The organism is Yersinia bercovieri ATCC 43970, assembly GCF_013282745.1.
GTDB classification, from domain to species: Bacteria; Pseudomonadota; Gammaproteobacteria; order Enterobacterales; family Enterobacteriaceae; genus Yersinia; species Yersinia bercovieri.
Window position 1 is genome coordinate 3,472,849 of record NZ_CP054044.1, and the last position, 25,796, is coordinate 3,498,644.

The window sequence follows — 25,796 nt, forward strand, 5'->3', positions numbered from 1 at the left end:
TATGACGAATGCAACCTCAACTGAGCTTATTCAGCCACTGACGGCCTTAGCCCGTGCCGCCGCCTGCTTTGATCTGGCCGTCGAGCCATCACAATTAGCCCATCAACTGGGCTTAACACCGGATAAAATAGATAGCATCGCGCTGTGCCGCTGTGCCGGCTGGATTGGTTTACGCGCCAGAAAGGTGTATCAACAACTTGAGCGACTGGGCAATTTGGCGCTGCCTATTCTGTTCAGTGATGGCCCGCAGTGGTATGTACTGCTGGCGCTGAATGAGCAGGGGGCGGTGATCTATTGTGCCGCTAATGGTCAACAGCAGCAGATCAACCAGCAGGAACTTAGCCGTTTGTGGTCTGGTGAGGCTATCTTACTGGCGAAAGCTGAGCAGCAGGCGCAGAAGAGAGCCGCCTTTGGTTTTAGCTGGTTTATCCCAGTGATTGCCAAATATCGCCACCAGTTGCGTAACATTATTTTGGTGTCGTTGCTGCTACAGAGCATTTTGTTGGTGACACCCATGCTGTTTGAAACCGTGATCGACAAAGTGTTGGTCAGCCGGGGCGTTGGCAGCCTGATGGTGTTGGGCAGTGCCATGATTGCACTGGCAATAGCTGAGCCATGTTACACCTTTTTGCGCGGTTGGCTGTTCTCCCATCTCTCCAGTCGTGTCGGGGCAGAGCTAAACACCCGCCTCTATCGTCACCTATTGGGGTTACCGCTGGGCTACTTTTCGGCGCAACAAACTGGGCAAACCATCGCCAAAGTTCGCGAAATGGAGCAAATTCGCAGCTTTCTGACCGGATCTGCACTGACGATGCTGCTGGATCTCATTTTCGTCGGCACCTTTATCGCGGTGATGTTCTGCTATAGCAGCCAATTGACATGGATAGTGCTGTTTTCGTTGGTGTGCTATCTGCTGTTTTGGTGGGCGGTGGGCGGGGTATTACGTAAGCGGGTGGAGCGGCAATATGAGGCCAGTGCGCAGAATACGGCCTTTTTGACCGAGGCCATCAGCGGGCTGGAGACCATCAAAACCTCGGCGACAGAGCGTCAGTTTAATCGCGGCTGGCGGCAATCATTAGCGGGCTATGTGCGTGCGTCATTTGCCTGCGCGCGCACGGCAAATATTGCTGAGCAGGGCATTATGCTGATCAATAAAGTCACCTCCGCGATCTTGCTGTGGTATGGGGTGAAGCTCGTGTTGCTGGGAGATCTCAGCCCGGGGCAATTTATCGCCTTTACCCTATTTTCAGGTTACGTCACTCAACCTATCTTGCGTCTGGCGCAGATATGGCAAGATTTCCAGCACACCCAAGTGGCGCTGAGACGGATTGGCACTATTTTGGATTATCCGACCGAGCCGGGAAGTGCCGGGCTGTCGTCAGGGAGTGAGCGGAGCGGGAGTTTGAGCTTTAAACAGGTGCGTTTTCGCTATCGTCCCGACACCGCCGAAGTGTTACAAAATCTCAATCTGGAGATTGCCGGTGGCGAATTTATCGGCATTACCGGGCCATCCGGCTGCGGCAAATCGACCTTGACCAAACTACTCCAGCGGCTCTATATCCCCCAGCATGGGCAGATTCTGGTGGATGGGCAGGATCTGGCCATTACGGATGCCACCACGTTACGCCGTCAAATGAGTGTGGTTTTGCAAGATAGCGTGTTGTTCTCCGGCACCATTAGGGACAACATTTGCCAGTGTCGGCCAACAGCGGATGAGGCTCAGGTGGAGCATATTGCCCGCCAGGCGGGGGCGCATGATTTTATTATGTCGCTACCGCAGGGCTATCAAACGCCGGTTGGGGAGCGGGGCTGTATGTTGTCGGGTGGGCAGCGGCAGCGGGTAGCGCTAGCAAGGGCGCTGATGGCGGACCCTAAAATTCTGATCCTTGATGAGGCCACCAGTGCGCTGGATTATGAGTCAGAGGCCGCCATTATGCGCCAGATGCCGGAGATCATCCGCAATCGCACGGTGATCTGTATTGCCCATCGGCTGAACACACTGCGCCAATGTCACCGCATTTTGGTGATAAAAGAGGGGCAAATACTGGAGCAAGGCAGCCATCAGGCGCTGGTGGAGCAGGCGGGGGTTTATGCCCGCTTGTGGCGGCTACAAACCGGGTAATTGATCCGGTCACTCAGGGGGATAAGCCCTTGAGTGACCGATTCACTTAGCGATTGAGGTGGAAATAGACCTCGTTCCAGCGGATCTCATTTTTGAATGCTGGCAGTGTGGTGTGGTTATCGATCAGCAGGAACTCAATGCCGTGCATCTCAGCATACAGACGTAACTCATCAACCCCGATGGCTTGCGAGAATACCGTATGGTGCGCGCCACCGGCGATGATCCAGGCTTCGGCGGCGGTGGCCAGTGAGGGCTGCGCCTGCCAGATAGCCCGTGCCACTGGCAGTTTTGGCAGGGGGTGCGGCTGCTCAACGGTATCAACCACATTGACCAGTAGGCGGAAACGATCCCCCATATCAATCAAGCTGGCATTCAGCGCGGGGCCTGCGGGCGTCGAGAAGATCAAGCGCGCCGGATCGGCTTTACCACCGATACCCAGATGTTGGACGTCTAACAGCGGTTGCTGCTCTTTGGCAATCGAGGGGCACACTTCCAACATATGGGAGCCGACTACCAGATCATTACCCGGCTGGAAGTTATAGGTGTAATCCTCCATAAATGAGGTGCCGCCTTTCAGGCCGGTGCCCATCACTTTCAGAATGCGCAGCAGTGCTGCGGTTTTCCAGTCACCTTCGCCACCAAAGCCGTAACCTTGTTGCATTAGGCGCTGCACCGCCAAGCCCGGTAGCTGCTTCAGGCCATACAGGTTTTCAAAATTGGTGGTAAAAGCTTTAAAGCCGCCTTGCTCGAGAAAACGCTTCATGCCTAACTCAATGCGCGCGGCATCCAGCAAGTTTTCGCGTTTATTGCCATTAAGTTTCACCGCATCAGTCAAGCGGTAGGTGGCTTCATACTCCTCCACCAGAGTCGCAATATCGCCCTGGCTGACGGCATCCACTACTGTGACCAGATCGCCAATACCATAGGCGTTAACCGAGTAACCAAACTGGATTTGGGCCGCCACTTTGTCGCCATCGGTCACGGCCACTTCGCGCATATTGTCGCCAAAACGCGCCACCTTCAGCTGTTGGCTCTCCTGTTTGGCGGCCGCCACGCGCATCCACTGAGCAATACGCTGATGTGCTGCTTTATCCTGCCAGTGGCCAGTGATCACACTGTGTTGCTGGCGCATACGTGCGCCGATAAAACCAAACTCACGGCCACCGTGGGCGGTCTGGTTGAGGTTCATAAAGTCCATATCCATGGTTTCCCACGGAATTTGCGCATTAAACTGGGTGTGGAATTGCAGCAACGGCTTGTTCAGAATTGTCAGGCCACCAATCCACATTTTGGCCGGAGAGAAGGTGTGCAGCCAGGTCATTACCCCGATACAGGCAGTCTCGTAATTTGCCTCACGGCACAGGGCGGTAATTTCATCCGGCGTGGTGACCAAAGGTTTCAGCACCAGCTTGATGGGTAAACCCGCTTCGCTGTTGAGGCTGTTGACCACCTGATGGGCATTATCCATCACTTGTTGCAGGGTTTTAGGGCCATACAGATTCTGGCTGCCGATGACGAACCACACTTCTGATTGTTTGAATACGTCCATCTGATGCTCCAATTAATAAATAGGGTGTAACTAATATGCAGTTATAAATCAGGCTAACCATTAAGATCAGTGCATAGCCTCGCTGACGGGGGCGTAGTGTGGTTCTGCTGATAAACACCACTGTTGATAGCGCTGATAGAGCTGCTGATAGCGTGCAACTTGCTCGGCATTGGGGGTCAAAGTCCGTTCAATTTTGCAGGCCATATGGCGCTGCGCCGTGGGGACATCAGCAAAAACGCCGGCCGCCACGGCGGCAAAAATCGCCGCCCCCAGCGCACAACACTGATCCGAGGCCACTATCTGTAACGGGCGGTTCATCACATCGGCACACACCTGCATGATAACCGGTGATTTGCGGGCGATACCCCCTAGCGCCAGCACACTCTCCACCGGAATATCCTGCTGTTCAAAACACTCCATAATGGCCCGTGCGCCAAACGCCGTGGCGGCAATAAAGCCACCAAACAGGGTCGGAGCATCGGTGCCGAGATTCAGATCGGTAATCACCCCTTTTAGCCGCTGATTGGCATTGGGGGTGCGGCGGCCATTAAACCAATCGAGCACGATCGGCAGATGATCAAGGGAGGGATTTTTCGCCCACGCCGCCGTTAATGAGGCGAGCAGGGTAGATTCAATCTGTTTGAGTTGCGGTTGCAGCTCAGGCTGCGCTAAAGCGGCTTGATGTAGCGGCCAACTCAGCAAGCGGCTGAACCAGGCATACATATCACCAAAGGCGGATTGACCCGCCTCCATCCCAATCCAGCCGGGCAGCACACTGCCGTCAACTTGACCACAAATACCGGCAATGGCGCGCTCACCCACCAACTTTTCATCGGCAATCAAGATATCGCAGGTGGAGGTGCCAATCACTTTGACCAATGTATAAGGCTGAGCACCTGCACCGACGGCACCCATATGGCAGTCGAATGCGCCACCCGCGAGGATCACTGTAGCCGGTAGCCCCAGACGTTCAGCCCACTGCGCGGTAATCAACCCCACCGGGCGCTCGGCAGTATAGGTCTCGGTAAACAGAGGGCAATCGAGGTCATTAACCAGAGTGGCGTCCAGTGCGGCCAAAAATTCCCGTGGCGGTAAGCCGCCCCAGGATGGATGCCACAAACTTTTGTGTCCGGCACTGCACCGGCCCCGTTGAATAGCTGCTGGTGCCGTGGTGCCCGATAGCAGCGCTGGCACCCAGTCGCACAACTCAATCCAGGAGACTGCGGCATCACGCACCGCCGCATCTGCGCGGGTCACATGCAGGATTTTTGCCCAGAACCACTCGGAGGAGTATACGCCGCCGATATAACGTGAGTAGTCAGTGAACTCACCGCTGCGGCATAAGCGGTTGATCTCCTCGGCCTCTTCGATCGCGGTATGATCTTTCCACAGCACAAACATGGCGTTTGGGTTGTCGGCAAATTCAGGGCGTAGCGCCAGGACCTGCCCTTGGGCATCAATCGGGGCGGGTGTCGAGCCGGTGGTGTCGACCCCGATAGCCACAATCTGCTGGCGCTGTTCGGCACTGAGACGGCCCACCAGTTGACGGATAGCCTGCTCCATCGCTTCTATATAGTCGAGTGGGTGATGGCGAAACTGATTGTTGGCCGCCTGACAGTAAAGACCTTGCTGCCAACGTGGATAGTAGACCACTTCGGTATCGATCTCGGTGCCATGCTGACAATCAACCGCCAATACCCGGACGGAGTCGCTGCCAAAATCCAGCCCAAGGGAGATGGCCTTATTCGCCGGGATGGCACTCTCTGCCGCTATAACGTCGCCTGTCATAAGTGGTTGCTCCTAACGATTGCAGAACATAAGGGTTGATTGGCAATAGCCGATTTATTGCTATCCAAGATAGGAGTGAGTCGTGGCAAGCGGTGAGGAGTAGATAGCTGGAAGTATGTACTTTTCTGCTTCCTACAGCGTTTTTGTGATGTCAGTCAAAAGTTAGAGAGAGGTTAAATTTGCTGAATATATGGATAATCAAACTGTAATCTCTGGATGTGATAGCGCTCTACATTCCAAAGCATAATTCAGGCTAAAACTGTCAACGTCTTACCGGGTGTGCTGAAGTTAGGTGGCTTTAAATAGCGCATCTAGCCGCACTGGAGCTGAAAAACAGTATTGATAACGTTTCCACTAAAAATCGTGCGATTTGAGTGGTTGACGAAAAAACAGACAAAAAACATCTCTTCCTACAAAAACAGTCCGGAGAACACTATGCATAAATTAACTAAGGCGCTGGCAGTGGTTGGGTTAGCGGCCGTTATGTCACATTCAGCTATTGCCGAGAGCATGAAGTTAGGCTTTTTGGTCAAGCAGCCTGAAGAGCCATGGTTCCAGACCGAATGGAAATTCGCTGATAAAGCGGGCAAGGATTTAGGCTTCGAAGTGATAAAAATTGCCGTGCCTGATGGTGAGAAGACGCTGAATGCCATCGACAGTCTGGCGGCCAGTGGCGCGAAAGGCTTCGTTATCTGTACGCCAGACCCGAAATTGGGGCCAGCCATTGAGGCCAAGGCCCGCAGCTATAACCTGAAAGTGATTGCGGTTGACGATCAATTTGTGAATGCCAAAGGTAAGCCGATGGAGAGTGTGCCGTTGGTGATGATGGCGGCGACCAAAATTGGTGAGCGTCAGGGCCAGGAGTTGTGGAAAGAGATGAACAATCGTGGCTGGCAGCCGGGGGAAACGGCAGTGATGGCGATCACCTCCGATGAGCTGGACACCGCACGCCGCCGCACCAGTGGCTCCATGGATGCACTGAAAGCGGCGGGCTTCCCAGAGAAACAGATCTATAAAGTTCCCACTAAATCCAATGATATCCCCGGCGCATTCGATGCCGCCAACTCGATGCTCGTGCAGCATCCTGAAGTGAAAAACTGGCTGATCGTCGGCATGAACGACAACACGGTGCTGGGTGGGGTGCGCGCCACTGAAGGTCAGGGCTTTAAAGCGCCGAATGTGATCGGTATTGGTATCAACGGGGTGGATGCGGTTAGCGAACTCTCCAAAGGTCAGGCGACGGGCTTCTATGGCTCCTTGTTACCTAGCCCGGATATCCATGGCTATAAGAGCATCCAGATGCTGCATGACTGGGTGACCAAAGATGTTGAACCGGCGAAATTTACTGAAGTGACTGATGTGGTGCTGATAACCCGCGATAACTTCAAAACCGAGTTAGAGAAAAAGGGCTTGATGTAATTCCGTTAGGCGCTATGGCGCACTGGGGGCAGGCTGCGGCTTGCCCCAATTCACCCCGCCATTCGGAGGGCAGTGCTACCCAACTTTATAAGGAAGCCATCATGTCAGCACTCCATTCTGCGTTACAAGCTGAGCTGGAAGCCGGGCAGTCACCTTATCTGGCTTTTTGTGGCATCGGAAAAAGTTTTCCCGGTGTTCAAGCGCTGGATGATATTAGTTTTACCTGCCAGGCGGGCCAGATCCACGCCCTGATGGGGGAGAATGGGGCGGGAAAATCGACCCTGCTGAAAATTCTCAGTGGTAACTACAGGCCAACGCAGGGCGAAATCCACATCAAAGGCCAGGCGGTTAATTTTACCAATACCACCGAAGCGCTCGACGCGGGGGTCGCCATTATCTATCAGGAGCTGCATTTGGTTCCCGAGATGACAGTGGCAGAGAATATCTATCTAGGCCAATTGCCTACCAAGATGGGCATGGTTGATCGCAAGTTGCTGCGTTATGAGTCCAGTTTGCAGCTAGCACATCTGGGGCTGGAGATTGATCCCGACACCCCACTGAAATATCTCTCCATCGGCCAATGGCAGATGGTGGAAATTGCCAAAGCACTGGCGCGCAATGCCAAAATCATCGCTTTCGATGAGCCAACCAGCTCACTCTCTGCCCGTGAAATCGAACAACTGTTTCGGGTGATCCGCGAGTTACGCGCCGAAGGGCGGGTCATTTTGTATGTCTCGCACCGGATGGAGGAGATTTTTGCACTCAGCGATGCGATTACCGTGTTCAAAGATGGCCGCTATGTGCGCACCTTTGATGATATGAGCCAGGTGAATAACGACTCACTGGTGCAGGCGATGGTCGGGCGTAATCTGGGGGATATCTATGGCTATCAACCACGTGAACTCGGCCCTGAGCGCCTAACGCTACAAGCGGTAAAAGCCATTGGGGTGAAAACACCTATCACACTGAGTGTGCATCAAGGGGAGATTGTCGGCCTGTTTGGCCTGGTCGGTGCCGGTCGCAGCGAATTACTCAAAGGGGTATTTGGCGGCACCACATTGACCAGCGGACAGATTTTGCTGGATGGCAAACCGCTGAAGATCCGCTCACCGATTGACGCCATCACCGCCGGTATCATGCTCTGCCCTGAAGACCGCAAAGCTGACGGCATCATTCCGGTCCATTCGGTGCAGGACAATATCAATATTAGCGCCCGCCGCAAAACAGTGACCGCAGGCTGCCTGATTAATAACCGCTGGGAGCGGGAGAATGCGGCATTACGCATTGAATCGCTGAATATCAAAACACCCGGCGCCCAACAGCTAATTATGAATCTGTCCGGCGGTAACCAGCAAAAAGCGATATTAGGCCGCTGGCTATCCGAAGATATGAAAGTGATTTTGCTGGATGAGCCGACGCGCGGTATTGACGTCGGTGCTAAACATGAGATCTATAACGTCATTTATCAGCTGGCGAAGCAGGGCATTGCCGTGCTGTTTGCCTCCAGTGATCTGCCAGAAGTGCTCGGCTTGGCGGACCGGATTGTGGTGATGCGTGAAGGGGCTATCTCCGGTGAGTTAGACCACGGTTATGCCACTGAAGAGCAAGCGTTAAGTTTGGCGATGCTACGTACCCCGAATATTGCTACTGATGCCGCGCCTGCGGTTGCCTGATTGTAAAGGAGTGAACCATGTCCAGCGTTACTTTGAGTTCTGAGAAGAAGAGTCCGGCATCAAATCAGTCACAGCCACCACAGGATGCGCCGATCAAAGGCGGATTCGGCTTATCTCGCATCTGGGATAGCTACGGTATGCTGGTGGTGTTCGCCGTGGTCTTTATTGGTTGCGTGATATTTGTGCCTAACTTTGGCTCCTTCATCAATATGAAAGGGCTGGGGCTGGCTATCTCGATGTCGGGGATGGTGGCGTGTGGCATGTTATTTTGTCTGGCCTCCGGCGATTTTGACTTATCAGTCGCCTCGGTGATTGCCTGCGCCGGTGTCACCACTGCGGTGGTGATCAATATGACCGAAAGCCTGTGGCTGGGGGTGGGGGCGGGTCTGCTACTGGGGGCACTGTGCGGATTGATTAACGGCTTTGTGATTGCCCGCCTGAAGATCAACGCCCTCATCACCACACTGGCCACCATGCAAATTGTCCGTGGTCTGGCCTACATCATCTCTGATGGTAAAGCGGTGGGTATCGAAGACGAACGATTCTTCGCCCTCGGTTACACCAACTGGCTCGGCTTACCCGCGCCAATCTGGATAACCATTGCCTGTCTGGCGCTGTTTGGTTTTCTGCTGAACAAAACCACTTTTGGCCGCAATACCCTGGCGATTGGTGGCAACGAAGATGCCGCCCGGCTGGCGGGTGTTCCGGTGGTGCGCACCAAAATCATTATCTTTGTGTTATCGGGGTTAGTCTCGGCGGCGGCAGGGATTATTTTGGCCTCACGCATGACCAGCGGTCAGCCGATGACCTCGATTGGCTATGAGCTGATTGTGATTTCTGCCTGTGTGCTGGGTGGGGTCTCACTGAAAGGCGGGATTGGTAAAATCTCTTACGTCATCGCCGGTATCCTGATTCTGGGGACCGTGGAAAACGCCATGAACCTGCTAAACATCTCGCCCTTCTCGCAATATGTGGTGCGTGGCTTGATCCTGCTGGCGGCGGTGATCTTCGACCGTTACAAACAGCTGGCTAAACGGACGGTATAAATCGCCTGATGGCAGAAAAATCCATAAAAATTCCATCTGGCTCACACTTCTGTCATCACTATCGGGCGGCGTTAAATCCGTCCGATAAACTGAAATAGGCAGAGTGAATTTGTTGAGCAAAAACCAGCGCAGGACTCCAAGGAGGCTAAATGTACCATCGAATGGTTCAGGAACCGCAACCCAATCCACTGCTACCAGGCTACACCTTTAACGCCTATCTGGTGGCGGGATTAACCCCGATTCTGGCAGATGGACCACTCGATTTCTTTATCGACCGACCGGGTGGCATGAAAGGGTATATTCTCAACCTGACCATCAAGGGGCAGGGTAAAATTTTTGACGGCGAAAATACCTTTTACAGCAACCCCGGTGACTTGCTGCTCTTTCCCCCTAAGGCCGCGCACTATTATGGCCGCTCGCCCAATAGCGACTGTTGGTATCACCGCTGGGTCTACTTCCGGCCACGGGCGTATTGGGCTGACTGGTTGGAGTGGCACAGTAAAACCCATGAAGTCGGGCGCTTATCATTACCAAACAATAACTTGCTGCTGGAGTTTGACCGCCTGTTTGCCAATATCGAACAGACGCAAAAATCGGGCCGACGTTTTGGTGAAGAGCTGGGCATGAATTTGCTCGAGCGCCTGTTGCTCCGGGCAATGGAGGAAGATCCCCTTAGCCCGCAACGTATTATGGACCCACGTGTCATTGAGGCATGTCAGTTTATTACCGGCAATCTGGCCGGTGAGTTGCGCATTGACGAGGTAGCACGGCATGTCTGCCTCTCGCCGTCGCGACTGGCGCACCTGTTCCGCGAGCAGGTGGGGATCAATATCCTGCGCTGGCGTGAAGATCAGCGGGTGATCCGTGCCAAGTTATTACTGCAAACCACGCAAGAGCCGATTGCCACTATTGGTCGGGTGGTGGGGTATGACGATCAACTCTATTTCTCCCGCGTTTTCCGCAAGCGCGTGGGGGTCAGCCCCAGTGATTTCAGGCGTCGCAGCCTTGAAACCAACTACCCGCAACGTAGTTTGCGTCAGCCAGAATGGCGGGATAGTGGCGAGGCCATGGTGCAGGTTTAAGCCCGCCGGTGACGTTAAGCAAAAAATTACCTCTTGTCGCGGGAATCATCATGGTGTCAAATCGGTTAAACGAGTGATATCAAATAATGAAATCTCCTGAGTAAGAGGGAATACCATGGCCGAAAAAATAAAAGTGGGTCTACTGGGCTACGGCTACGCCAGTAAAACCTTCCATGCGCCGCTGATTATGGGCACACCGGGACTAGAACTGGCTGGTGTGTCCAGCAGTGATGCCAGTAAAGTTCACGCCGACTGGCCCGCCATGACCGTGGTGTCAGAGCCACAAGCGCTATTTGATGATCCTGCCATCGACCTGATTGTTATTCCTACCCCCAATGACACCCACTTCCCGCTGGCACAAAAAGCACTGGCCGCGGGCAAACATGTGGTGGTCGATAAGCCGTTTACCGTGACACTGTCACAAGCGAATGAACTGAAACGACAGGCCGATGAGGCCGGTTTACTGCTCTCCGTGTTTCACAATCGCCGCTGGGACAGTGATTTCCTGACGCTAAAAACGTTGCTGGCCGAAGGCGCGCTGGGCAAAGTGGTCTATTTTGAGTCTCATTTTGACCGCTATCGCCCTGAGATCCGCCAACGCTGGCGGGAGCAGGCCGGTGCCGGCAGCGGCATCTGGTACGATTTAGGGCCACATCTACTGGATCAGGCACTGCAACTGTTTGGGCTGCCAGAGACGCTGAATGTCGATTTGGGCATGTTGCGCCCCGGTGCGCAGTCGGTTGACTATTTTCATGCGATTCTCAGCTACCCCGATCAACGGGTGGTACTACATGGCACGGTGCTCGCCGCCGCAGAAACCGCGCGCTATATCGTTCACGGTATGCAGGGTAGCTACATTAAGTTTGGTCTCGACCCACAAGAAGATCGGCTAAAAGCGGGTGAGCGTCTACCGCAGGCTGATTGGGGCTATGATATGCGTGATGGCGTAGTGACACTGTCACATGATGGTATTCTGGCGGAGAAACCACTGCTGACACTGCCGGGTAATTATCCCGCTTATTATGCGGGGGTTCGTGATGCCATTTTGGGCAGCGCGCCGAATCCAGTGCCGGCCAGCGAAGCGATTAAAGTGATGGAGTTGATTGAGCTGGGTATGGCCTCTGATCAACAGAAAAAAGCGCTGCCGGTTTCATCGGCAAACTGAGTTTTGACTCTCGCTGGGCGGCAACATAGCCCAGCGTTTTTGTTTGGGGAATATCTTGGCATGTCATGGCTGCAACGATTAAAGATAGATAAGTTCTTATTAGTGCTGATTTTAGTGGTCATTATCGCGTCAATCTTCCCGTGCGAAGGGGAAGTTAAAGTGTGGTTTGAGCACCTGACCACCGCAGCAATTGCCCTGCTGTTCTTTATGCACGGTGCCAAGTTATCCCGCGCGGCAATAGTCAGCGGCATGGGCCACTGGAAGCTGCATCTGCTGGTGTTCCTCAGTACCTTTGCGCTATTCCCACTGCTCGGTTTGGGCATGAATGTGCTAGTTCCCGGCGTATTAACCCCGACGCTGTATCTCGGCTTCCTCTATCTGTGTGCCTTGCCCGCCACCGTGCAATCCGCCATCGCCTATACCTCGGTGGCGGGGGGTAATGTGGCGGCGGCTATCTGTAGCGCCTCGGCGTCTAGCATCCTTGGCGTGTTCCTGTCACCGATTCTGGTGGGCATGTTGATGCAGACTCAGGGCGGTGATACCGATACTTTGCACGCTATCGGCTCAATCATCATGCAACTGATGGTGCCATTCATTGTCGGCCATCTCTCACGTCCGCTGATTGCCAAATGGGTCGAACGCCATAAAAAACTGGTTAATATCACTGACCGGTCATCGATTTTATTGGTGGTCTACGTGGCCTTTAGCGAGGCAGTGGTTCAGGGGATTTGGCATCAAATTGATGGTTGGTCGCTGTTGGCAATATTGGTCTGTTCGATGGTGCTGCTGACGGTAGTATTGGTGGTCAATACCCTGGCTGCGCGTTGGCTCGGTTTCAATACCGCCGATGAAATTACCATTGTGTTCTGTGGCTCGAAGAAAAGTCTGGCTAATGGTATTCCAATGGCCAATGTGCTGTTCCCGGCCGCTGTGGTGGGAGTTATGGTATTGCCGCTGATGATATTCCATCAGGTTCAATTGATGGTTTGTGCCGTATTGGCGCAGCATTACGCCAAACGGGTCGCCAGAGAGAGTGCTGAAAAAGAGCAGGCGACAGAGTTGCAGGCCGCAACGAGTCGTGCGGAAACCAAATAGCTAACTCATTGATAACACGCCAGTCCTTCCATGGAATAGCGGCGTGAGATAATTGACAAAATAGCCACAGCGGAGAGAGCCGACAGATCGTAAAGGCGCCGTATTCCCTTTGTAAAAATAAGCATCCCTGTAGGCTAGAACCGCGCCATCCCTGGCGCGTACGCTTTACTCTTCTGCCCGACCTCACCAGCTGAGGTCGAGTGGTTGAGGTTTGTCACTCGTCTGGCGTTTCGTTTCACTCCCGAATTTTATCGCGCAGCGCCTGTTTCTCAGTTTCGCTGATAAAGGCCATGGTCAGGCCATTCTCCTGTGCCTGACGAATCTCTGATGGCGTTAGACCCGCCGCAGGGGCTGCAACATGGTATTCATTGGCAATCTCGATACCTTGAACCGCTGGATCATCGGTATTGATTGATGCAATCACACCGTGGCGCAAGAAGGTCGCCAAAGGATGTGTTGCCAGTGTCGCCACTGTGCTGGTCTGGATGTTAGATGTCAGGCAGGACTCAATACCGATGCGGTGCTCAGCCAGATAATCCATCAGCTTGATATCTTCCACCGCTTTAACACCATGACCGATACGTTCCGCCCCTAACTCACGGATCGCCTGCCAGATGCTCTCTGGACCGGCGGCTTCACCGGCATGGACGGTAATACGCCAACCCGCATCTCGCGCGCAGTTGAAGTGGCTGCGAAACAGGCCACCAGGGAAGCCCAGCTCATCACCGGCCAGATCCAGGGCGGTAATAGCGTCGCGATGGGCTAACAAGCCATCAAGCTCTTGCTGACATGCCTGCTCACCGAAAGTACGGCTTAGAATGCCAATCAGGCGAATATCAATATCAAAATCACGACAGCCGGAGGTGATGCCATCAATCACCGCTTCAACCACCCCGGCAACTGGCAACTGATGCTTCATGGCCATATAAAAGGGCGAGAAGCGCAGCTCGGCATAGTGTAGACCGGCGTTGGCGGCATCTTCGACGTTCTCATAAGCCACACGACGGCAAGCATCAAGCGAGCCTAAAACCGCGACTCCCCAATCCAGTTTTTGCAAAAAACTCACCAGATCAGGTTCCGTTTTGGTGATCTGCACATGAGGGCGCAGGGCGTTGATTTCATCAGCAGGTAGCGACAGGTTAAAATGACGGCCCAAATCCAGAATAGTTTGCGCACGGATATTGCCATCAAGATGGCGATGAATGTCAGTCAGGGGAAGGCGGGGATCAATCATATTGTGCACTCACTTTTATCAGAAGGTGATTCTTGCGGGTAAAGTGCAGAACATTATAAAAACAAATTAATGAAAATATCCAGCACGTTGCATTAAAAGGTGACTAAAGTCACCTTTAGTGATGAATAGCAGAGGGCGACACTCAGATTTTGCACCACTCATTCACTGAGTGGTGCCTGAAAATAAGATTCATTGTGGTGGAATAGTGACTCTGACCACCTTTAGCGTGCCATTTTTTTCAGCAGCGGTAAAAGCGGCTTTGGCGCGCTTCATGGCTTCTCTCTTACGTTGCAGTATCATAAAATCGAGGTGTTTTGATGGCATATCCTCTTCCTCCTTCACCAATATCTATTTTGATTTCCACGGGAATGTCGAAGTTCTGTTTTTCACATAATCGGTCATAGAACAGTTTTAGTCTTGTATTAACGGCAACAGATAAGTAGACCTGAGGTTTGAACTTATTATAGTGACTGGTAATGATAATATTTAATGCATTTCCTAATCGCATTAGACTTTGATAGTCAAATTTACTGTAATTTGCGGCAGGTAATTCGAAATAGAGTTCATTACGAAAATTTTCTGCCCGATCAAATTTCACTTCATAAGTATTTTCAGGAATTATAAATCCGACGTCGTCATTAGATAAATTAGAGGTTCCTCCACTCTCTAACATGATAACTTCTGAGAAAATAATAATAAAATCATGATCATCAATCGAAAAATCGCGGCGATGAAAATTGAAATGACCATAACTTGCAGTTATAAAATCCATAGTATCTATTCTAGGCACCAATCCTTGTTTCCTATAAATAAATGTGAGTCCTCCAAGAGAGAAGTCACATTTTATATTTATTCAACTGGTGCACAAACAGTTATATCCGACGGAATGCTGCTATTCTCTCTGTAAAAACTGAATGCCACTAATTAGCTTATCCATACCCGCCACCAGCTTACTGCGGGCGCAGCCGACATTGAGCCGCAGGAAGCCACGACCCTCTTCGCCATAGGTGAAACCCGGCATAATGGCGACTTTCTCTCGCTCGATCAGCACTTCCTGCAATTGATGGTCATCAATATTCAGGGGGCGTAAATCTATCCATGCTAAGTAGGTGGCTTGTGGTGGCTGCCAGTTTAAGCTTGGGAACGCGCCATTCAACCGCTGCGCCACATAAGCCAGATTGGCTTGCAGGTAACTGCGCAGTTCGTCTAACCAGGGGGCGGCTTGTTGATAAGCGGCAATATGTGCCACGATAGCCAGTACCGCAGGGGAAGATAAGCCATCACGGCCTTTCAACATCTGGCTATAGGTCTCGCGGGTGTCAGTATCGCTGATAAAACCGTATGCGCCGGTTAAGGCGGGAATATTGAATGTCTTGGAGCCGGAGGTGAGTAAGGCCCAAGGGGTATGGCCCACCTGGCTCCATGGTGTATGTTGCTGATTGCCCCAGGTCATATCCATATGAATTTCATCGCTAATCACTTTCACCTGATGGCGCTCACATAGCTCGGCCATCTGTGCCAGCTCTGCGGGCGACCAGACTTTGCCCGTCGGGTTATGTGGGCTGCACAGCAATAATATTTTGGTCTGCGGCCGTGCCAGCAGCGCTTCGAGATGTGCCATATCACATTGCCACTGGTTATCCACGTTATGTAGCGGGCAACTGAGCAACTGGCGCTGATTACCGAGGATCACTTTATAAAAGGCATCATAAGCTGGGGTGTGAGTGACAACAAAGTCGCCGGGCGCTGACCAGCAGCGAATCAGCTGGGCCACCATATAGATGACCGAGGGGCCGTAGACCGCCATGGAGGTATCAATGTGGCACTGAAAACGCGTTTGATACCAGTGGCGGATCGCGCCGAGAAAATCCTCATGCTGCCAGCGGCTATAGCCCAAAACACCATGCTCAATGCGCTGATTGAGTGCTTGCAGGATCACCGGCGCGGTGGGGAAATCCATATCTGAAATAGTGAATGGTAGCAGGTCTGCGGCGCCAAAACGGTCAGCAATATAGTCCCACTGGGTGCACCAGGTGCCGTGACGATCGACGGGGGTGGAGAAATCGAACATGAGTATCTCGCTTATGGGATAGAGCCGCGCTATTTAGGGTTGCCGGGTTATCCGCGGCAACCCTAAAAGCCTTGGGTCTATCAGTAGTTAGGTAACCGCACTTTAAGGCGTGGCAAATTGACCATGGCTTATCAGTGAGTCTAATTCATCTTTCACCGATTGCACCTGCGGGCCAATAACGACTTGCAGATTATGGTCATTCAATTGGATAACGCCGATTGCGCGGTTGGCTTTCAATGCCGCTTTATCCACCAAATTCATATCCTTGAGTGACATCCGCAAGCGGGTAATGCAGTTATCCAACGAGACAATATTATCCGCTCCCCCCAGAGCCGTTAAGATAGCAGGGGAGTTGTAGCCGGATTTGCCGGTAATGGTGCTACTGGCGGTTTTTTCGGCATTGAGGCTGGCGGCGGTTTCGTTCTCGCGCCCTGGGGTTTTAATATTGAAGTGCTGAATGGCAAAGCGGAAGATCATATAGTAGGCAACAAACCAGATCCCCGCGACCACCGGCACCCAATACCACTTGGTCGCCGTACCGTGCAGAATACCAAACACCACGAAATCAATGATATTGCCGTCGGTATTGCCAATGGTCACCCCTAGCAGTGCCATGACGGTAAAGCCCAAACCGGTCAGGATCGCATGGATCAGATACAGGAAAGGGGCCACAAACAGGAACAGGAACTCAATTGGTTCGGTGGTGCCGCCAACCACACAGGCCACTACGCCAGAAATTAGCAACCCTTTAATTTTATGACGATTTTCAGGTTTGGCACAGTGGTACATTGCCAGTGCTGCACCCGGCAGACCGCCGAGGAAGGCGGGCATTTTGCCCTGCGACAGGAAGCGCGTTGCACTCTCAGAGAAACCGCTGGTGGTGGGGCAAGAGAGTTGCGCCTGGAAGATGGTCAGCGCGCCACTGACACTATGACCACAAACATCCATGGTGCCGCCTGCTTCAGTGAAACGAATCAGTGCGACCAATATATGGTGTAGGCCGAAGGGCAGCAATAAGCGCTCGCCGCTGCCGAAAATCATTGGCCCGAACATGCCGGCACCGTTAATCAATCGGCCCAATCCATTAATACCGGCGGCAAACCAGGGCCAGATCAGCGGGATCAATAAGCCGACCAGCCCCAGCACCACGGTGGTTACGATAGGGACAAAACGGGTACCACCAAAGAAGGCGAGTGCATCAGGCAGGCGAATGGTATTGAAGCGTTCATGGAGTAAGTAAACAATAACCCCGACAATCACCGCACCCAAAATACCGGTGTCGATGGACTGAATACCTAATATATTCTGAATGTTATGGGTTTTCAGTACCAATGAGTCGGTGGTGGGTAACACGCCGCTGGTGGTGAGGTAAAAGTTGGTTGCCAGATTTAGCACCGCAAAGCCAACGAAACCGGAAAATGCCGCCACCCCTTTGTTTTCGCGCGCCATTCCCAATGGGATGGCGATAGCAAACATCACCGGTAAGAAGCTAAAAGCAAATGAACCCACTTTACTCATCCAGGTAAAGAGTAGCTGGAAAGCGGGGTGGCCAATAAACGGCAGTAGGGTGATAACATCTTTACTGCTAAGGGAGCTGCCGATACCCAGCATGATCCCACAGAAGGAGAGCAAGGCGACGGGCAGCATGAAGGTTTTCCCTAAACTTTGGAAAAATTCCCACAGCGTGATTTTTTGTTTTTTTACCGCTGACATAGTGGCTCCTGTTGTTGACACCGCGGATAGTGGCGATGTTTTCGTCTCCCGGTCTGGAGGTAAAATAAGATAAAACGTTTAACCCCGATAATATGAGCGCCAAATCACAATTATCGATCCTGTTTATGTATTAGAGTAAATCATCGGATTAAACGTTTAACTTGGCCTATTCTGCGGTATGACCATTAAAAAAATCACCATTACGGACGTGGCTAAATTGGCCGGGGTTTCAGTGGCGACGGTGTCGTTGGCTATCAGTGGCAAGGGGCGTATCTCTGCGGCAACCGCCGAGCGGGTCAATCAGGCAATCGAACAGCTAGGTTATGTGCGTAATCGTCAGGCGGCGCAACTGCGCGGTGGCGAGTCTGGCGTGATTGGTCTGATTGTGCGCGATATTGGCGATCCTTTTTATGCCGCCATGACCGCCGGTTTGAGTGAGGCGATTGAGGCGGGGGGGAAACTGCTATTTCTGACGCAAAGTGGTCGGGAAGGTCAGGGGTTGTTGCGCTGTTTCGAAACCTTGATTGATCAAGGGGTCGACGGGCTGGTGCTGGGTGGCGGGGCTAAAAGGGAGATGGGGCTACAGGAGCGGGCCGCCGAGCACGATATCCCGTTGATTTGCGCGGCTCGTTCGAATGTACTGGAGGGGGTCGATGTGGTGCGCCCGGACAACATGCAGGCGGCTAAAATGGCGACCGAGTTTCTAATTGATCGCGGCCATCGGCAGATTGCCTATCTGGGGGGCCATTCGCACTCATTAACAAGGGCCGAGCGATTAGGGGGCTTTTGTGCCACTCTGGTGCAGTATGGACTGCCATTTCGCTCCGAATGGGTGGTGGAGTGTGATAGCCAGCAGCAAGCTGCCGCTGACGCAGCAGAAACACTATTGCGCCATCATCCCAATGTGAGTGCCCTTGTTTGCCATCAGGCGTCAGTTGCGCTCGGGGCCTATTTTGGTATTTTGCGCACTGGCAGAACCATTGGCAGTGCCGGGGTGGACAGCTATCTCGATCAGCAAGTGGCATTGATCGGTTTTGGCGATGTGCCGGAAGCGGAACTGACTGAGCCGCCACTCACTTTTATTACCAGTTCCGCCCGAGAGATAGGCTACAGCGCCGGGCAACGGTTGCTCCAGCGTATTGCGGGGGTCGATCTCCAACTGCAAAATGTGATATTACCGCCGATGTTGATCCGCCGAGGATCGGCCTGAAAGTGGTTCGTTGGGGCAATGGTCATTCGGCGAGGCTTAATTAATACGGGAGGGGTAAAAAACGGAGCCATCAGGCTCCTGAGGTTGTTGACAAACCTATTTTGTCACTCCGAAACTGGCGGGGCGACTGCACCGATGGGCGCTCCGACGGCTCACGCCGTTACGACCCATTCGGCACATTTCCCCGCTTATCATTTGTCAGCAGTCTGAAACGGAGCTATTAGGCCCCGTTTTGTGCACAAACTAAGAGACTTACTGGGCCGGTACCGCTGGCTCAGGTGCTGCTGGCGCTGGAGCATCTGTCGGCTCATCACCACTCTCCTCTTCAGCCGGTGCACCGCCGAACATACCGAACAGGCCAACAAACTCTGGCAGTGACATTTTCTGACCATTCAAATCAACCTGGTTATCAGCAAAGTGAATGCTGCTGCTGATAACATCATCTTTAGTGGTGGTCAGCTTAAACATTTGGCCCATAGCAGCAACGCCTTGAACCTGCTGCTGTGCCAATTTTTGCGCCTCTTCTGGACTGTAGCCTTGCAACTTGGCGGCTTGAGTGGTCAGTTCGATCGCCATTGGCATTGGGATAGTCAGTGTTGCATCGACTTTCTTCACCGACTGCGCTAACAGGGGTTCGCTACCAGCTTTAGCTTGTGACGGATCAGTCAGATCAACACTCAGGGTAAAGGTACTCTCCCCTTTAGCATTTTTCCAGCTCAGCGGTGCAATGCTGAATGTTGGGCTGCCTTTCAGCAGAGCAGGGAGTTTAGCTATCAACATTTCGGCCATCTCTTGCTGATAAGCTTCAGCATCAAGATTCTCACCAGCTTGAACGGCTTTCAGCGCTTGCTGATTGTAGGCGTTAGTGAACTGCTTCAGGCTTTGACCATCCAGACGGTCGAAGGTGAAGGCCAGTTTACCGGCACCAAAATCACTGCCCTGAATTTTAAGGGCATCCAATGTGTAGGTCAGCTTACCGTTCAACTCTTTATCGGTTTCGCCTAATTGGGTATTCAGGTTAAAGCCAACCAGTGTCGCGGTCTCTTTACCATCAAGACTAAAACTGATCTGCTTAATGCCAACTTGCTGGTCACCAATGCTGAGATCAAACTTACCCATCTGGCTATCACTTTTCAGTGTCAGGCCCTGGACGCTAAATTGCTCGATCTGATCCCACTGATTTTTAGTTGAGAAGAGGATATTTTCGCTGTTACCGCTCACCTTCACATTGCGCAAATCACGGGAGACATCAGCATCAAACTGGGCACCAGAGAATTTCACGCTGGTGGTATTTTGCTGATAATCAATGGGAATAAAGGTAATAGCAGAAGAGGTATCACCGCCGTATGAGATGCGTGAATCCGCAGTAAACGGCGATTGACCCTTGGTGACTTCAAACAGTTTTTTCAGCGCCGGGGTATTAGCAAGCTCGGTATGCACCGAAGCCATGCTCGGGAGCAGATTGAATTTCTTCAATTGCGCTAACGGGAATGGGCCGTGATCGATAGTTTCGATAAAGGCGACTTCATCCCCCTCTTTTAACGCTTTTTCGCCCGCGACGCTGCTATCTGCTTGCAACACATAACGAACCTGGCTGGTGAACAGACCACGCTGGTAATCTTTATACGCGAGTTTCACCCCAGCTTTTGGCAGCAAGGTACGGATCTGTCCGTTGGCGTTGTTAACCAGTTCACCCATACGCTGCTCAATCAGTTTGCCGGTATACCATGAGGCTCCAGTCCATGCTGCGCCAAGTACGACTATGACGCTGACAGCCACTAACGATTTTTTCATTGTTCGGTTCATCCTTTTTCTAATACACCAAGTTCACTGTGTTGATCACGGTAATGAGTTACTCGTTAAATATCACCAAAGATAAATATAGGTCAAACTCACCATGCACAAATATTATTGATACGATAACTATTTAACGCGAGTTCGAAATCTATCTATCGAAACGGCAAAAAGCCAGTTATTGACAACAAAATGAGTGACTTTGTTCACTCTACGTTGTAAACCCGAGCAATGGCGCCTATTCCATGTACAGTTACCGGTGATTCGTTAGCCGGTATAAAGCAGGACTCACCCGGTTGCAGGGTGATCTGCTGTTGCTGTTTTTGCAGTACGGCTTGACCCTGCACACAGAATACAATAGCCGCACTGTTTTGCGCCAACGTCTGAGCTTCAGGGGTTAATGTATGCAGAGAAAAGGCGAAATCTTCAACCGGGATCGGAAAGAGCAACTCGTTACCATGCTGCTGGGGTGTGGTGAGCAGAGTATCCGCCGATTTTGGGATAAATTGCAGATTAGCCATTAACTCAGGGATATCGATAAACTTAGGTGTCAGCCCCGCGCGTAATACGTTATCCGAGTTCGCCATCACCTCCAACGCCACACCCTCCAGATAGGCGTGGGGTGTTTCGGCATACAGAAACATCGCTTCACCAGGCTGTAAAGTGACCACGTTCAGCAGCAGTGGGGAGAACAAACCGCTATCATCAGGGTAGAAGCGCGAAATGCTGCGAATGGTGTCCCATGGCTCACCCAACTGGTTATTTAATGCCGCTTTCAGGATGGCAAGGGCGCGGGTTTTCGGTTCACCAGCCATACTCAGTAAGCTGGCAAAGAGGGTGGCGAGATGCTCAGTATCCGGCTCGCGCAAAAAGGCGGCAATATCAGGGTGGGCGGCTGCCAGCGGCTGGAGCAAGCCCTGAATATCCGCCAACGTGCGGAAACCATTCATGGCCTGAAAAGGTGTCAGGGCATAGACCAACTCAGGCTTATGGTTTGCATCTTTATAATTTCGTTCGGCGGCATCCAGCGGAATTCCGGCCTGATTCTCTTTAGCAAAGCCAATTTCGGCGGCGGCTTTGCTCGGGTGAACCTGGATGGATAACGGTTGAGCCGCACAGAGCACTTTAAACAGGAAGGGCAACTCACCAAAGCGCTTGAACACCTCGCGCCCCAGATTAGCCTCAGGATGTTGCGCGATCACCTCACGCAATGAGTGCCATTGGCCATTGGCATCAGCCACTTCAGAACTGCTCTTGGGGTGTGCGCCCATCCACAGTTCAGCCATGGGTTTGCCCTGCGGATTTACCATGCCATAAAGCTCGGTAAGGGCATCTGTACTGCCCCAGGCATAGTTTTGTACTGCATTCTTCATTTTTTGCATATCGATGATCTGCCGTCTGTTAAGGGCCGCAATTGGGGATAGCCCCATCAACCATACTGTATTAACCCTATTGTAGGGGGATGAGAAGCTGATCAATCCCCGCGCCCAGGGGAAAAATAGTCCCTTAGTAAACAATGGGGGGCAAGGGGTTGCAAGTAGTAATGCTATCCGTCTCGCAGGTTGGCACAATGAATGAGAGAAATAGGAATCAATCGCATAACGGTGGCGATAAATATGCCATGATAGTGCTCATACAGTCCGGGAGGCGGTATGACCGACTTCAACCTTTTCGTTTTACATGCTAAGGAGGTAGTGATGATGACCACTCGTAGTGAAAAAGACTCCATGGGGCCGATCGAGGTGCCAGCAGAGCAGTTGTGGGGCGCACAAACCCAACGCTCGTTAGAACATTTCCGCATTTCGCAAGAGAGAATGCCGACGGCATTGATCCATGCTCTGGCGCTCACCAAACGGGCGGCGGCGAAGGTTAATAGGGCTCTGGGATTGTTACCTGCCGACCGCGCGGAGGCCATTATGCGCGCGGCCGATGAAGTGCTGGCCGACCGCCACGCGAGTGAATTCCCGCTATCTATCTGGCAGACCGGCTCTGGTACCCAGACTAATATGAATATGAATGAGGTGCTGGCTAACCGCGCCAGTGAGCTATTGGGTGGTGAGCGGGGAAATAACCGCCTGGTGCATCCCAATGATGATGTTAATAAAAGTCAAAGTTCAAATGATGTCTTCCCGACGGCAATGCATGTCGCGGCGGTGATAGGATTAAAAGAGAGTCTGCTGCCTGAATTGCAGGTTTTGCACCACACGCTGGCGGAAAAAGCCGCCGCCTATCGCGATATTGTGAAGATTGGCCGTACCCATCTGCAAGATGCCACCCCATTGACACTGGGGCAGGAGATTTCGGGCTGGGTGGCGATGTTATCCCACAGCCGACAGCATATTGAAGCCGTGATCCCCCATCTGTGTGAGCTGGCGCTTGGGGGGACGGCTGTCGGCACCGGCCTGAACACACATCCAGAGTATGCGGTACGTGTTGCCAATGAGATTGCCGCCCTGACACATCAACCCTTTATCACTGCGCCAAATAAATTTGAGTCATTAGCTACTTGTGACGCACTGGTACATGGTCATGGTGCATTGAAAGGGTTGGCGGCGTCGTTGATGAAGATTGCCAATGATGTGCGCTGGTTATCCTCTGGCCCTCGTTGCGGGATCGGTGAAATCTCTATTCCGGAGAATGAACCGGGCAGCTCCATCATGCCGGGTAAAGTGAATCCGACACAATGTGAAGCTATGACCATGCTGTGCGCACAGGTGATGGGGAATGATGTGGCGGTCAATATTGGTGGGGCATCCGGTAATTTTGAGCTGAATGTGTTCCGTCCGCTGGTTATCCATAACTTCCTGCAATCAATTCGCTTACTGGCCGATGGGATGCGTGGCTTTAATCAACACTGTGCCGTGGGTATTGAGCCAAATCGTGATCGCATCACGCAGCTATTAAATGAGTCACTGATGTTAGTCACCGCGCTAAATACCCATATTGGTTATGACCAAGCGGCGGAGATTGCTAAAAAAGCCCATAAAGAGGGGCTAACACTAAAAGCGGCCGCGCTGAAGTTAGGTTATTTGACCCGTGAGCAGTTTGATGAGTGGGTTAAGCCGGAAGAGATGGTGGGTAGCATGAAGTCATCCTCTGCTGAGTGATAGTTAGCAGAGGATCTGTTTTCCGGCGTTTTTTATGTCATCTCTTCTCTTCAATATATAGATGTAATCTCGGCACCAGCAGCCGTAACGGCTTGGCGTCGGGCTTATATTTATGTTTGATGTGGCGTACATCGTAGTCGGTTAACTCACCTAGCTTAGGTAATTCAGCCACTGATTGCGCCTGACAAAATGCAATCAGTGGCATAGGGCAGGGGTGTTGCACCTGTTTTTGCTGCTCCTGATACCAGACGCGGGCAATCGGCTGCACTTTGACGGGCCGCTTAATCTTCAGCTTGGTTTTTTCAGGCAGGCGCTGAATATCATTGATCTCCATACTAATTGACTCAACCCACTGCTCACGGGTAAAGGGCGGAACCGCGCGCCCCGCATTCAGGCTTTTATTTAGCTGCGCCAATATCTCTTCGCGGGTAACACTCTTGATAATATGTTTGTTCGCCCAGCCAAAGCGTACCGAGCTTGGGTTCAGTAGCGGCGTAATGGTGCGATAGCTATTCAGGGTAATCAGACCATGCAAGTGGGTATGCACAAATTCGAAGCGCTGCTCACTGGGTAGCCCGGACTCAATGGTGATGATGCGTTCCAATTCACTCTTTAGCTGATTAATTTCACCAATGGTATGTTGGCATTCAACCAATTGATTATCAGTCACTGAGAAGCAGAGTACACCAGGCAGGCGCAGGGCGGCTTTGCTGCTGGTATTTTGGCCTTGGTGATGAATAAACAGTCGCTGATAATGTTGTAACCCCATCTCTCGGGCTTGATTACCGACAGTCGCGGTGACCGAGATTTGCTCAATAGGTTGATGTTCAGTGCCTTTTTCAATCTCCGGCAGCGAAAAGACCCGCGCGGCAAGCAAAGGTAAATCATTAAGTTGCTGGTGGAGGAGTTGCAGGGCAACCTCTAGTGAGGTAAAGCGACTATTCAATCGTTCTATCAAATCATATTTGTTCATTTTCTTTTCTAATAAAGGTAATTTTAGTTACAACATACATTATATAGCATCAATAAAAAAAGCACACTTTTGACAGCAAAGTGTCATCATTAATTAACGGGAATATGAGCCTTATAGCGAAAGAGCAATCCGCCCTGGGATCGGTATAGTGTACTTCGATGCACAGTTCTGATTCGTGATACAGCAAGCCGTCCAGCATATGTGTCGCATTATGCGATTGTTATCGTCGACCTTGGCACTTACCCCTAATTTTTATTCTCGGAGGATCGAATGACAAAACGAGAAAATCTGATTGCAATCAACGCTATGGACGCACCGGTTCGAACAAAGCCTTCAAACTACCCCGAACCATTCGCATCACGTATGGTCGGCAGGGAAAAGCGATCACTTGGCGATTTATTTGCGCTTGCGAACTTCGGTGTCAATCTTACACGTCTTGCTCCCAATGCAGTATCTGCTCTTCGCCACGCCCACACTAAACAAGATGAGTTCATCTACATTTTGCAGGGAAGCCCAACGCTTTACACCGATGAAGGACTTACAGAACTTTCCCCCGGCATGTGTGCTGGCTTCAAAGCGGGTAGTGGCAACGGTCACCATCTGGTTAACGAGACATCAGAGGAGGTGGTGTACATCGAAGTCGGTGATAGGACGCCGGGAGATGAAGGTCGCTATCCTGACGACGATCTCCAGGCGGTGGCAGAGAAGGGTAAGTGGAAATTCACCCATAAAGACGGCACACCATACACATAATG

General features: G+C 52.0%; 20 protein-coding genes. 10 read left to right on the forward strand and 10 right to left on the reverse strand.

Annotated features, from left to right (window positions below; genetic code table 11):
• The first annotated feature begins 1 nt into the window (after window position 1).
• A complete protein-coding gene (locus HRK25_RS15760) occupies window positions 2-2,122 on the forward strand; it encodes a type I secretion system permease/ATPase (RefSeq protein ID WP_005277661.1) in 2,121 nt (706 codons plus the stop codon).
• Window positions 2,123-2,168: 46 nt separating this feature from the next.
• On the opposite strand, the gene araA is transcribed toward HRK25_RS15760, so the two are convergent.
• Entirely contained in the window at window positions 2,169-3,671 is a 1,503-nt protein-coding gene (gene araA / locus HRK25_RS15765; RefSeq protein ID WP_005277658.1) for an L-arabinose isomerase, read from the reverse strand.
• A 66-nt stretch (window positions 3,672-3,737) separates the two neighbouring features.
• On the reverse strand, window positions 3,738-5,459 hold the full coding sequence (locus tag HRK25_RS15770) for a ribulokinase (RefSeq protein ID WP_005277655.1): 1,722 nt from the start codon (window positions 5,457-5,459) through the stop codon (window positions 3,738-3,740).
• 435 nt (window positions 5,460-5,894) lie between these two features.
• Between HRK25_RS15770 and HRK25_RS15775 the strand changes: the two genes are divergently transcribed.
• From HRK25_RS15775 to HRK25_RS15800, 6 genes are all read left to right on the forward strand, one after another.
• The gene (locus HRK25_RS15775) at window positions 5,895-6,878 is read left to right on the forward strand and encodes an arabinose ABC transporter substrate-binding protein (RefSeq protein ID WP_004715863.1); all 984 of its coding nucleotides are present in this window, start codon (window positions 5,895-5,897) and stop codon (window positions 6,876-6,878) included.
• A 101-nt stretch (window positions 6,879-6,979) separates the two neighbouring features.
• Window positions 6,980-8,551 (forward strand): L-arabinose ABC transporter ATP-binding protein AraG, encoded by a 1,572-nt coding sequence (gene araG, locus HRK25_RS15780; RefSeq protein ID WP_032898598.1) that lies wholly within the window; start codon window positions 6,980-6,982, stop codon window positions 8,549-8,551.
• A gap of 17 nt (window positions 8,552-8,568) precedes the next feature.
• Window positions 8,569-9,597 (forward strand): L-arabinose ABC transporter permease AraH, encoded by a 1,029-nt coding sequence (araH, locus tag HRK25_RS15785; protein ID WP_005277649.1) that lies wholly within the window; start codon window positions 8,569-8,571, stop codon window positions 9,595-9,597.
• A 149-nt stretch (window positions 9,598-9,746) separates the two neighbouring features.
• Window positions 9,747-10,679, forward strand: coding sequence for an arabinose operon transcriptional regulator AraC (gene araC, locus HRK25_RS15790; protein WP_032898596.1), 933 nt, complete (start codon window positions 9,747-9,749; stop codon window positions 10,677-10,679).
• 115 nt (window positions 10,680-10,794) lie between these two features.
• Window positions 10,795-11,844 (forward strand): oxidoreductase, encoded by a 1,050-nt coding sequence (locus HRK25_RS15795; protein WP_005277645.1) that lies wholly within the window; start codon window positions 10,795-10,797, stop codon window positions 11,842-11,844.
• A gap of 60 nt (window positions 11,845-11,904) precedes the next feature.
• Window positions 11,905-12,939, forward strand: coding sequence for a bile acid:sodium symporter family protein (locus HRK25_RS15800; protein WP_099460600.1), 1,035 nt, complete (start codon window positions 11,905-11,907; stop codon window positions 12,937-12,939).
• 235 nt (window positions 12,940-13,174) lie between these two features.
• Here the strand turns inward: HRK25_RS15800 and add are convergent, their stop codons facing one another.
• The 5 genes from add to malX all read right to left on the reverse strand — a co-directional run bounded on the left by add (window position 13,175) and on the right by malX (window position 17,957).
• Window positions 13,175-14,173, reverse strand: coding sequence for an adenosine deaminase (add, locus tag HRK25_RS15805; RefSeq protein ID WP_005277640.1), 999 nt, complete (start codon window positions 14,171-14,173; stop codon window positions 13,175-13,177).
• Window positions 14,174-14,362: 189 nt separating this feature from the next.
• Window positions 14,363-14,497, reverse strand: coding sequence for a hypothetical protein (locus HRK25_RS20310; RefSeq protein ID WP_257210077.1), 135 nt, complete (start codon window positions 14,495-14,497; stop codon window positions 14,363-14,365).
• Window positions 14,457-14,963, reverse strand: a complete 507-nt coding sequence (locus HRK25_RS15810; RefSeq protein WP_226713300.1) for a hypothetical protein — start codon at window positions 14,961-14,963, stop codon at window positions 14,457-14,459. The genes HRK25_RS20310 and HRK25_RS15810 overlap by 41 nt, the downstream gene beginning before the upstream one ends.
• Before the next feature lie 102 nt (window positions 14,964-15,065).
• Window positions 15,066-16,244: a MalY/PatB family protein gene (locus tag HRK25_RS15815; protein WP_005277637.1), complete on the reverse strand. Its 1,179-nt coding sequence runs from the start codon at window positions 16,242-16,244 to the stop codon at window positions 15,066-15,068.
• A 102-nt stretch (window positions 16,245-16,346) separates the two neighbouring features.
• Window positions 16,347-17,957: a maltose/glucose-specific PTS transporter subunit IIBC gene (malX, locus tag HRK25_RS15820; protein WP_005277635.1), complete on the reverse strand. Its 1,611-nt coding sequence runs from the start codon at window positions 17,955-17,957 to the stop codon at window positions 16,347-16,349.
• A 178-nt stretch (window positions 17,958-18,135) separates the two neighbouring features.
• Between malX and malI the strand changes: the two genes are divergently transcribed.
• Window positions 18,136-19,167, forward strand: a complete 1,032-nt coding sequence (gene malI / locus HRK25_RS15825; RefSeq protein WP_005277633.1) for a Mal regulon transcriptional regulator MalI — start codon at window positions 18,136-18,138, stop codon at window positions 19,165-19,167.
• A 252-nt stretch (window positions 19,168-19,419) separates the two neighbouring features.
• Here malI and HRK25_RS15830 read toward each other — a convergent pair whose 3' ends face one another.
• Together HRK25_RS15830 and manA are read right to left on the reverse strand one after the other, a co-directional pair.
• Window positions 19,420-20,961, reverse strand: coding sequence for a YdgA family protein (locus tag HRK25_RS15830; protein WP_032898901.1), 1,542 nt, complete (start codon window positions 20,959-20,961; stop codon window positions 19,420-19,422).
• A 206-nt stretch (window positions 20,962-21,167) separates the two neighbouring features.
• Entirely contained in the window at window positions 21,168-22,343 is a 1,176-nt protein-coding gene (manA, locus tag HRK25_RS15835; protein ID WP_032898902.1) for a mannose-6-phosphate isomerase, read from the reverse strand.
• Window positions 22,344-22,658: 315 nt separating this feature from the next.
• On the opposite strand from manA, the gene fumC reads away from it, so the two are divergent.
• Entirely contained in the window at window positions 22,659-24,068 is a 1,410-nt protein-coding gene (gene fumC / locus HRK25_RS15840) for a class II fumarate hydratase (protein WP_032898903.1), read from the forward strand.
• A gap of 37 nt (window positions 24,069-24,105) precedes the next feature.
• Here the strand turns inward: fumC and tus are convergent, their stop codons facing one another.
• Window positions 24,106-25,041: a DNA replication terminus site-binding protein gene (tus, locus tag HRK25_RS15845; protein ID WP_005279012.1), complete on the reverse strand. Its 936-nt coding sequence runs from the start codon at window positions 25,039-25,041 to the stop codon at window positions 24,106-24,108.
• Between the two features lie 270 nt (window positions 25,042-25,311).
• On the opposite strand from tus, the gene HRK25_RS15850 reads away from it, so the two are divergent.
• Window positions 25,312-25,794, forward strand: a complete 483-nt coding sequence (locus HRK25_RS15850; RefSeq protein WP_032898905.1) for a cupin domain-containing protein — start codon at window positions 25,312-25,314, stop codon at window positions 25,792-25,794.
• The last annotated feature ends 2 nt before the right edge of the window (window positions 25,795-25,796 follow it).

Coding starts and splice junctions, on each gene's coding strand:
- HRK25_RS15760 (WP_005277661.1), top strand. CDS start 2: ATGACGAATGCAACCTCAACTGAGCTTATTCAGCCACTGACGGCCTTA.
- araA (WP_005277658.1), bottom strand. CDS start 3,671: ATGGACGTATTCAAACAATCAGAAGTGTGGTTCGTCATCGGCAGCCAG.
- HRK25_RS15770 (WP_005277655.1), bottom strand. CDS start 5,459: ATGACAGGCGACGTTATAGCGGCAGAGAGTGCCATCCCGGCGAATAAG.
- HRK25_RS15775 (WP_004715863.1), top strand. CDS start 5,895: ATGCATAAATTAACTAAGGCGCTGGCAGTGGTTGGGTTAGCGGCCGTT.
- araG (WP_032898598.1), top strand. CDS start 6,980: ATGTCAGCACTCCATTCTGCGTTACAAGCTGAGCTGGAAGCCGGGCAG.
- araH (WP_005277649.1), top strand. CDS start 8,569: ATGTCCAGCGTTACTTTGAGTTCTGAGAAGAAGAGTCCGGCATCAAAT.
- araC (WP_032898596.1), top strand. CDS start 9,747: ATGTACCATCGAATGGTTCAGGAACCGCAACCCAATCCACTGCTACCA.
- HRK25_RS15795 (WP_005277645.1), top strand. CDS start 10,795: ATGGCCGAAAAAATAAAAGTGGGTCTACTGGGCTACGGCTACGCCAGT.
- HRK25_RS15800 (WP_099460600.1), top strand. CDS start 11,905: ATGTCATGGCTGCAACGATTAAAGATAGATAAGTTCTTATTAGTGCTG.
- add (WP_005277640.1), bottom strand. CDS start 14,173: ATGATTGATCCCCGCCTTCCCCTGACTGACATTCATCGCCATCTTGAT.
- HRK25_RS20310 (WP_257210077.1), bottom strand. CDS start 14,497: ATGCCATCAAAACACCTCGATTTTATGATACTGCAACGTAAGAGAGAA.
- HRK25_RS15815 (WP_005277637.1), bottom strand. CDS start 16,244: ATGTTCGATTTCTCCACCCCCGTCGATCGTCACGGCACCTGGTGCACC.
- malX (WP_005277635.1), bottom strand. CDS start 17,957: ATGTCAGCGGTAAAAAAACAAAAAATCACGCTGTGGGAATTTTTCCAA.
- malI (WP_005277633.1), top strand. CDS start 18,136: ATGACCATTAAAAAAATCACCATTACGGACGTGGCTAAATTGGCCGGG.
- HRK25_RS15830 (WP_032898901.1), bottom strand. CDS start 20,961: ATGAAAAAATCGTTAGTGGCTGTCAGCGTCATAGTCGTACTTGGCGCA.
- manA (WP_032898902.1), bottom strand. CDS start 22,343: ATGCAAAAAATGAAGAATGCAGTACAAAACTATGCCTGGGGCAGTACA.
- fumC (WP_032898903.1), top strand. CDS start 22,659: ATGATGACCACTCGTAGTGAAAAAGACTCCATGGGGCCGATCGAGGTG.
- tus (WP_005279012.1), bottom strand. CDS start 25,041: ATGAACAAATATGATTTGATAGAACGATTGAATAGTCGCTTTACCTCA.
- HRK25_RS15850 (WP_032898905.1), top strand. CDS start 25,312: ATGACAAAACGAGAAAATCTGATTGCAATCAACGCTATGGACGCACCG.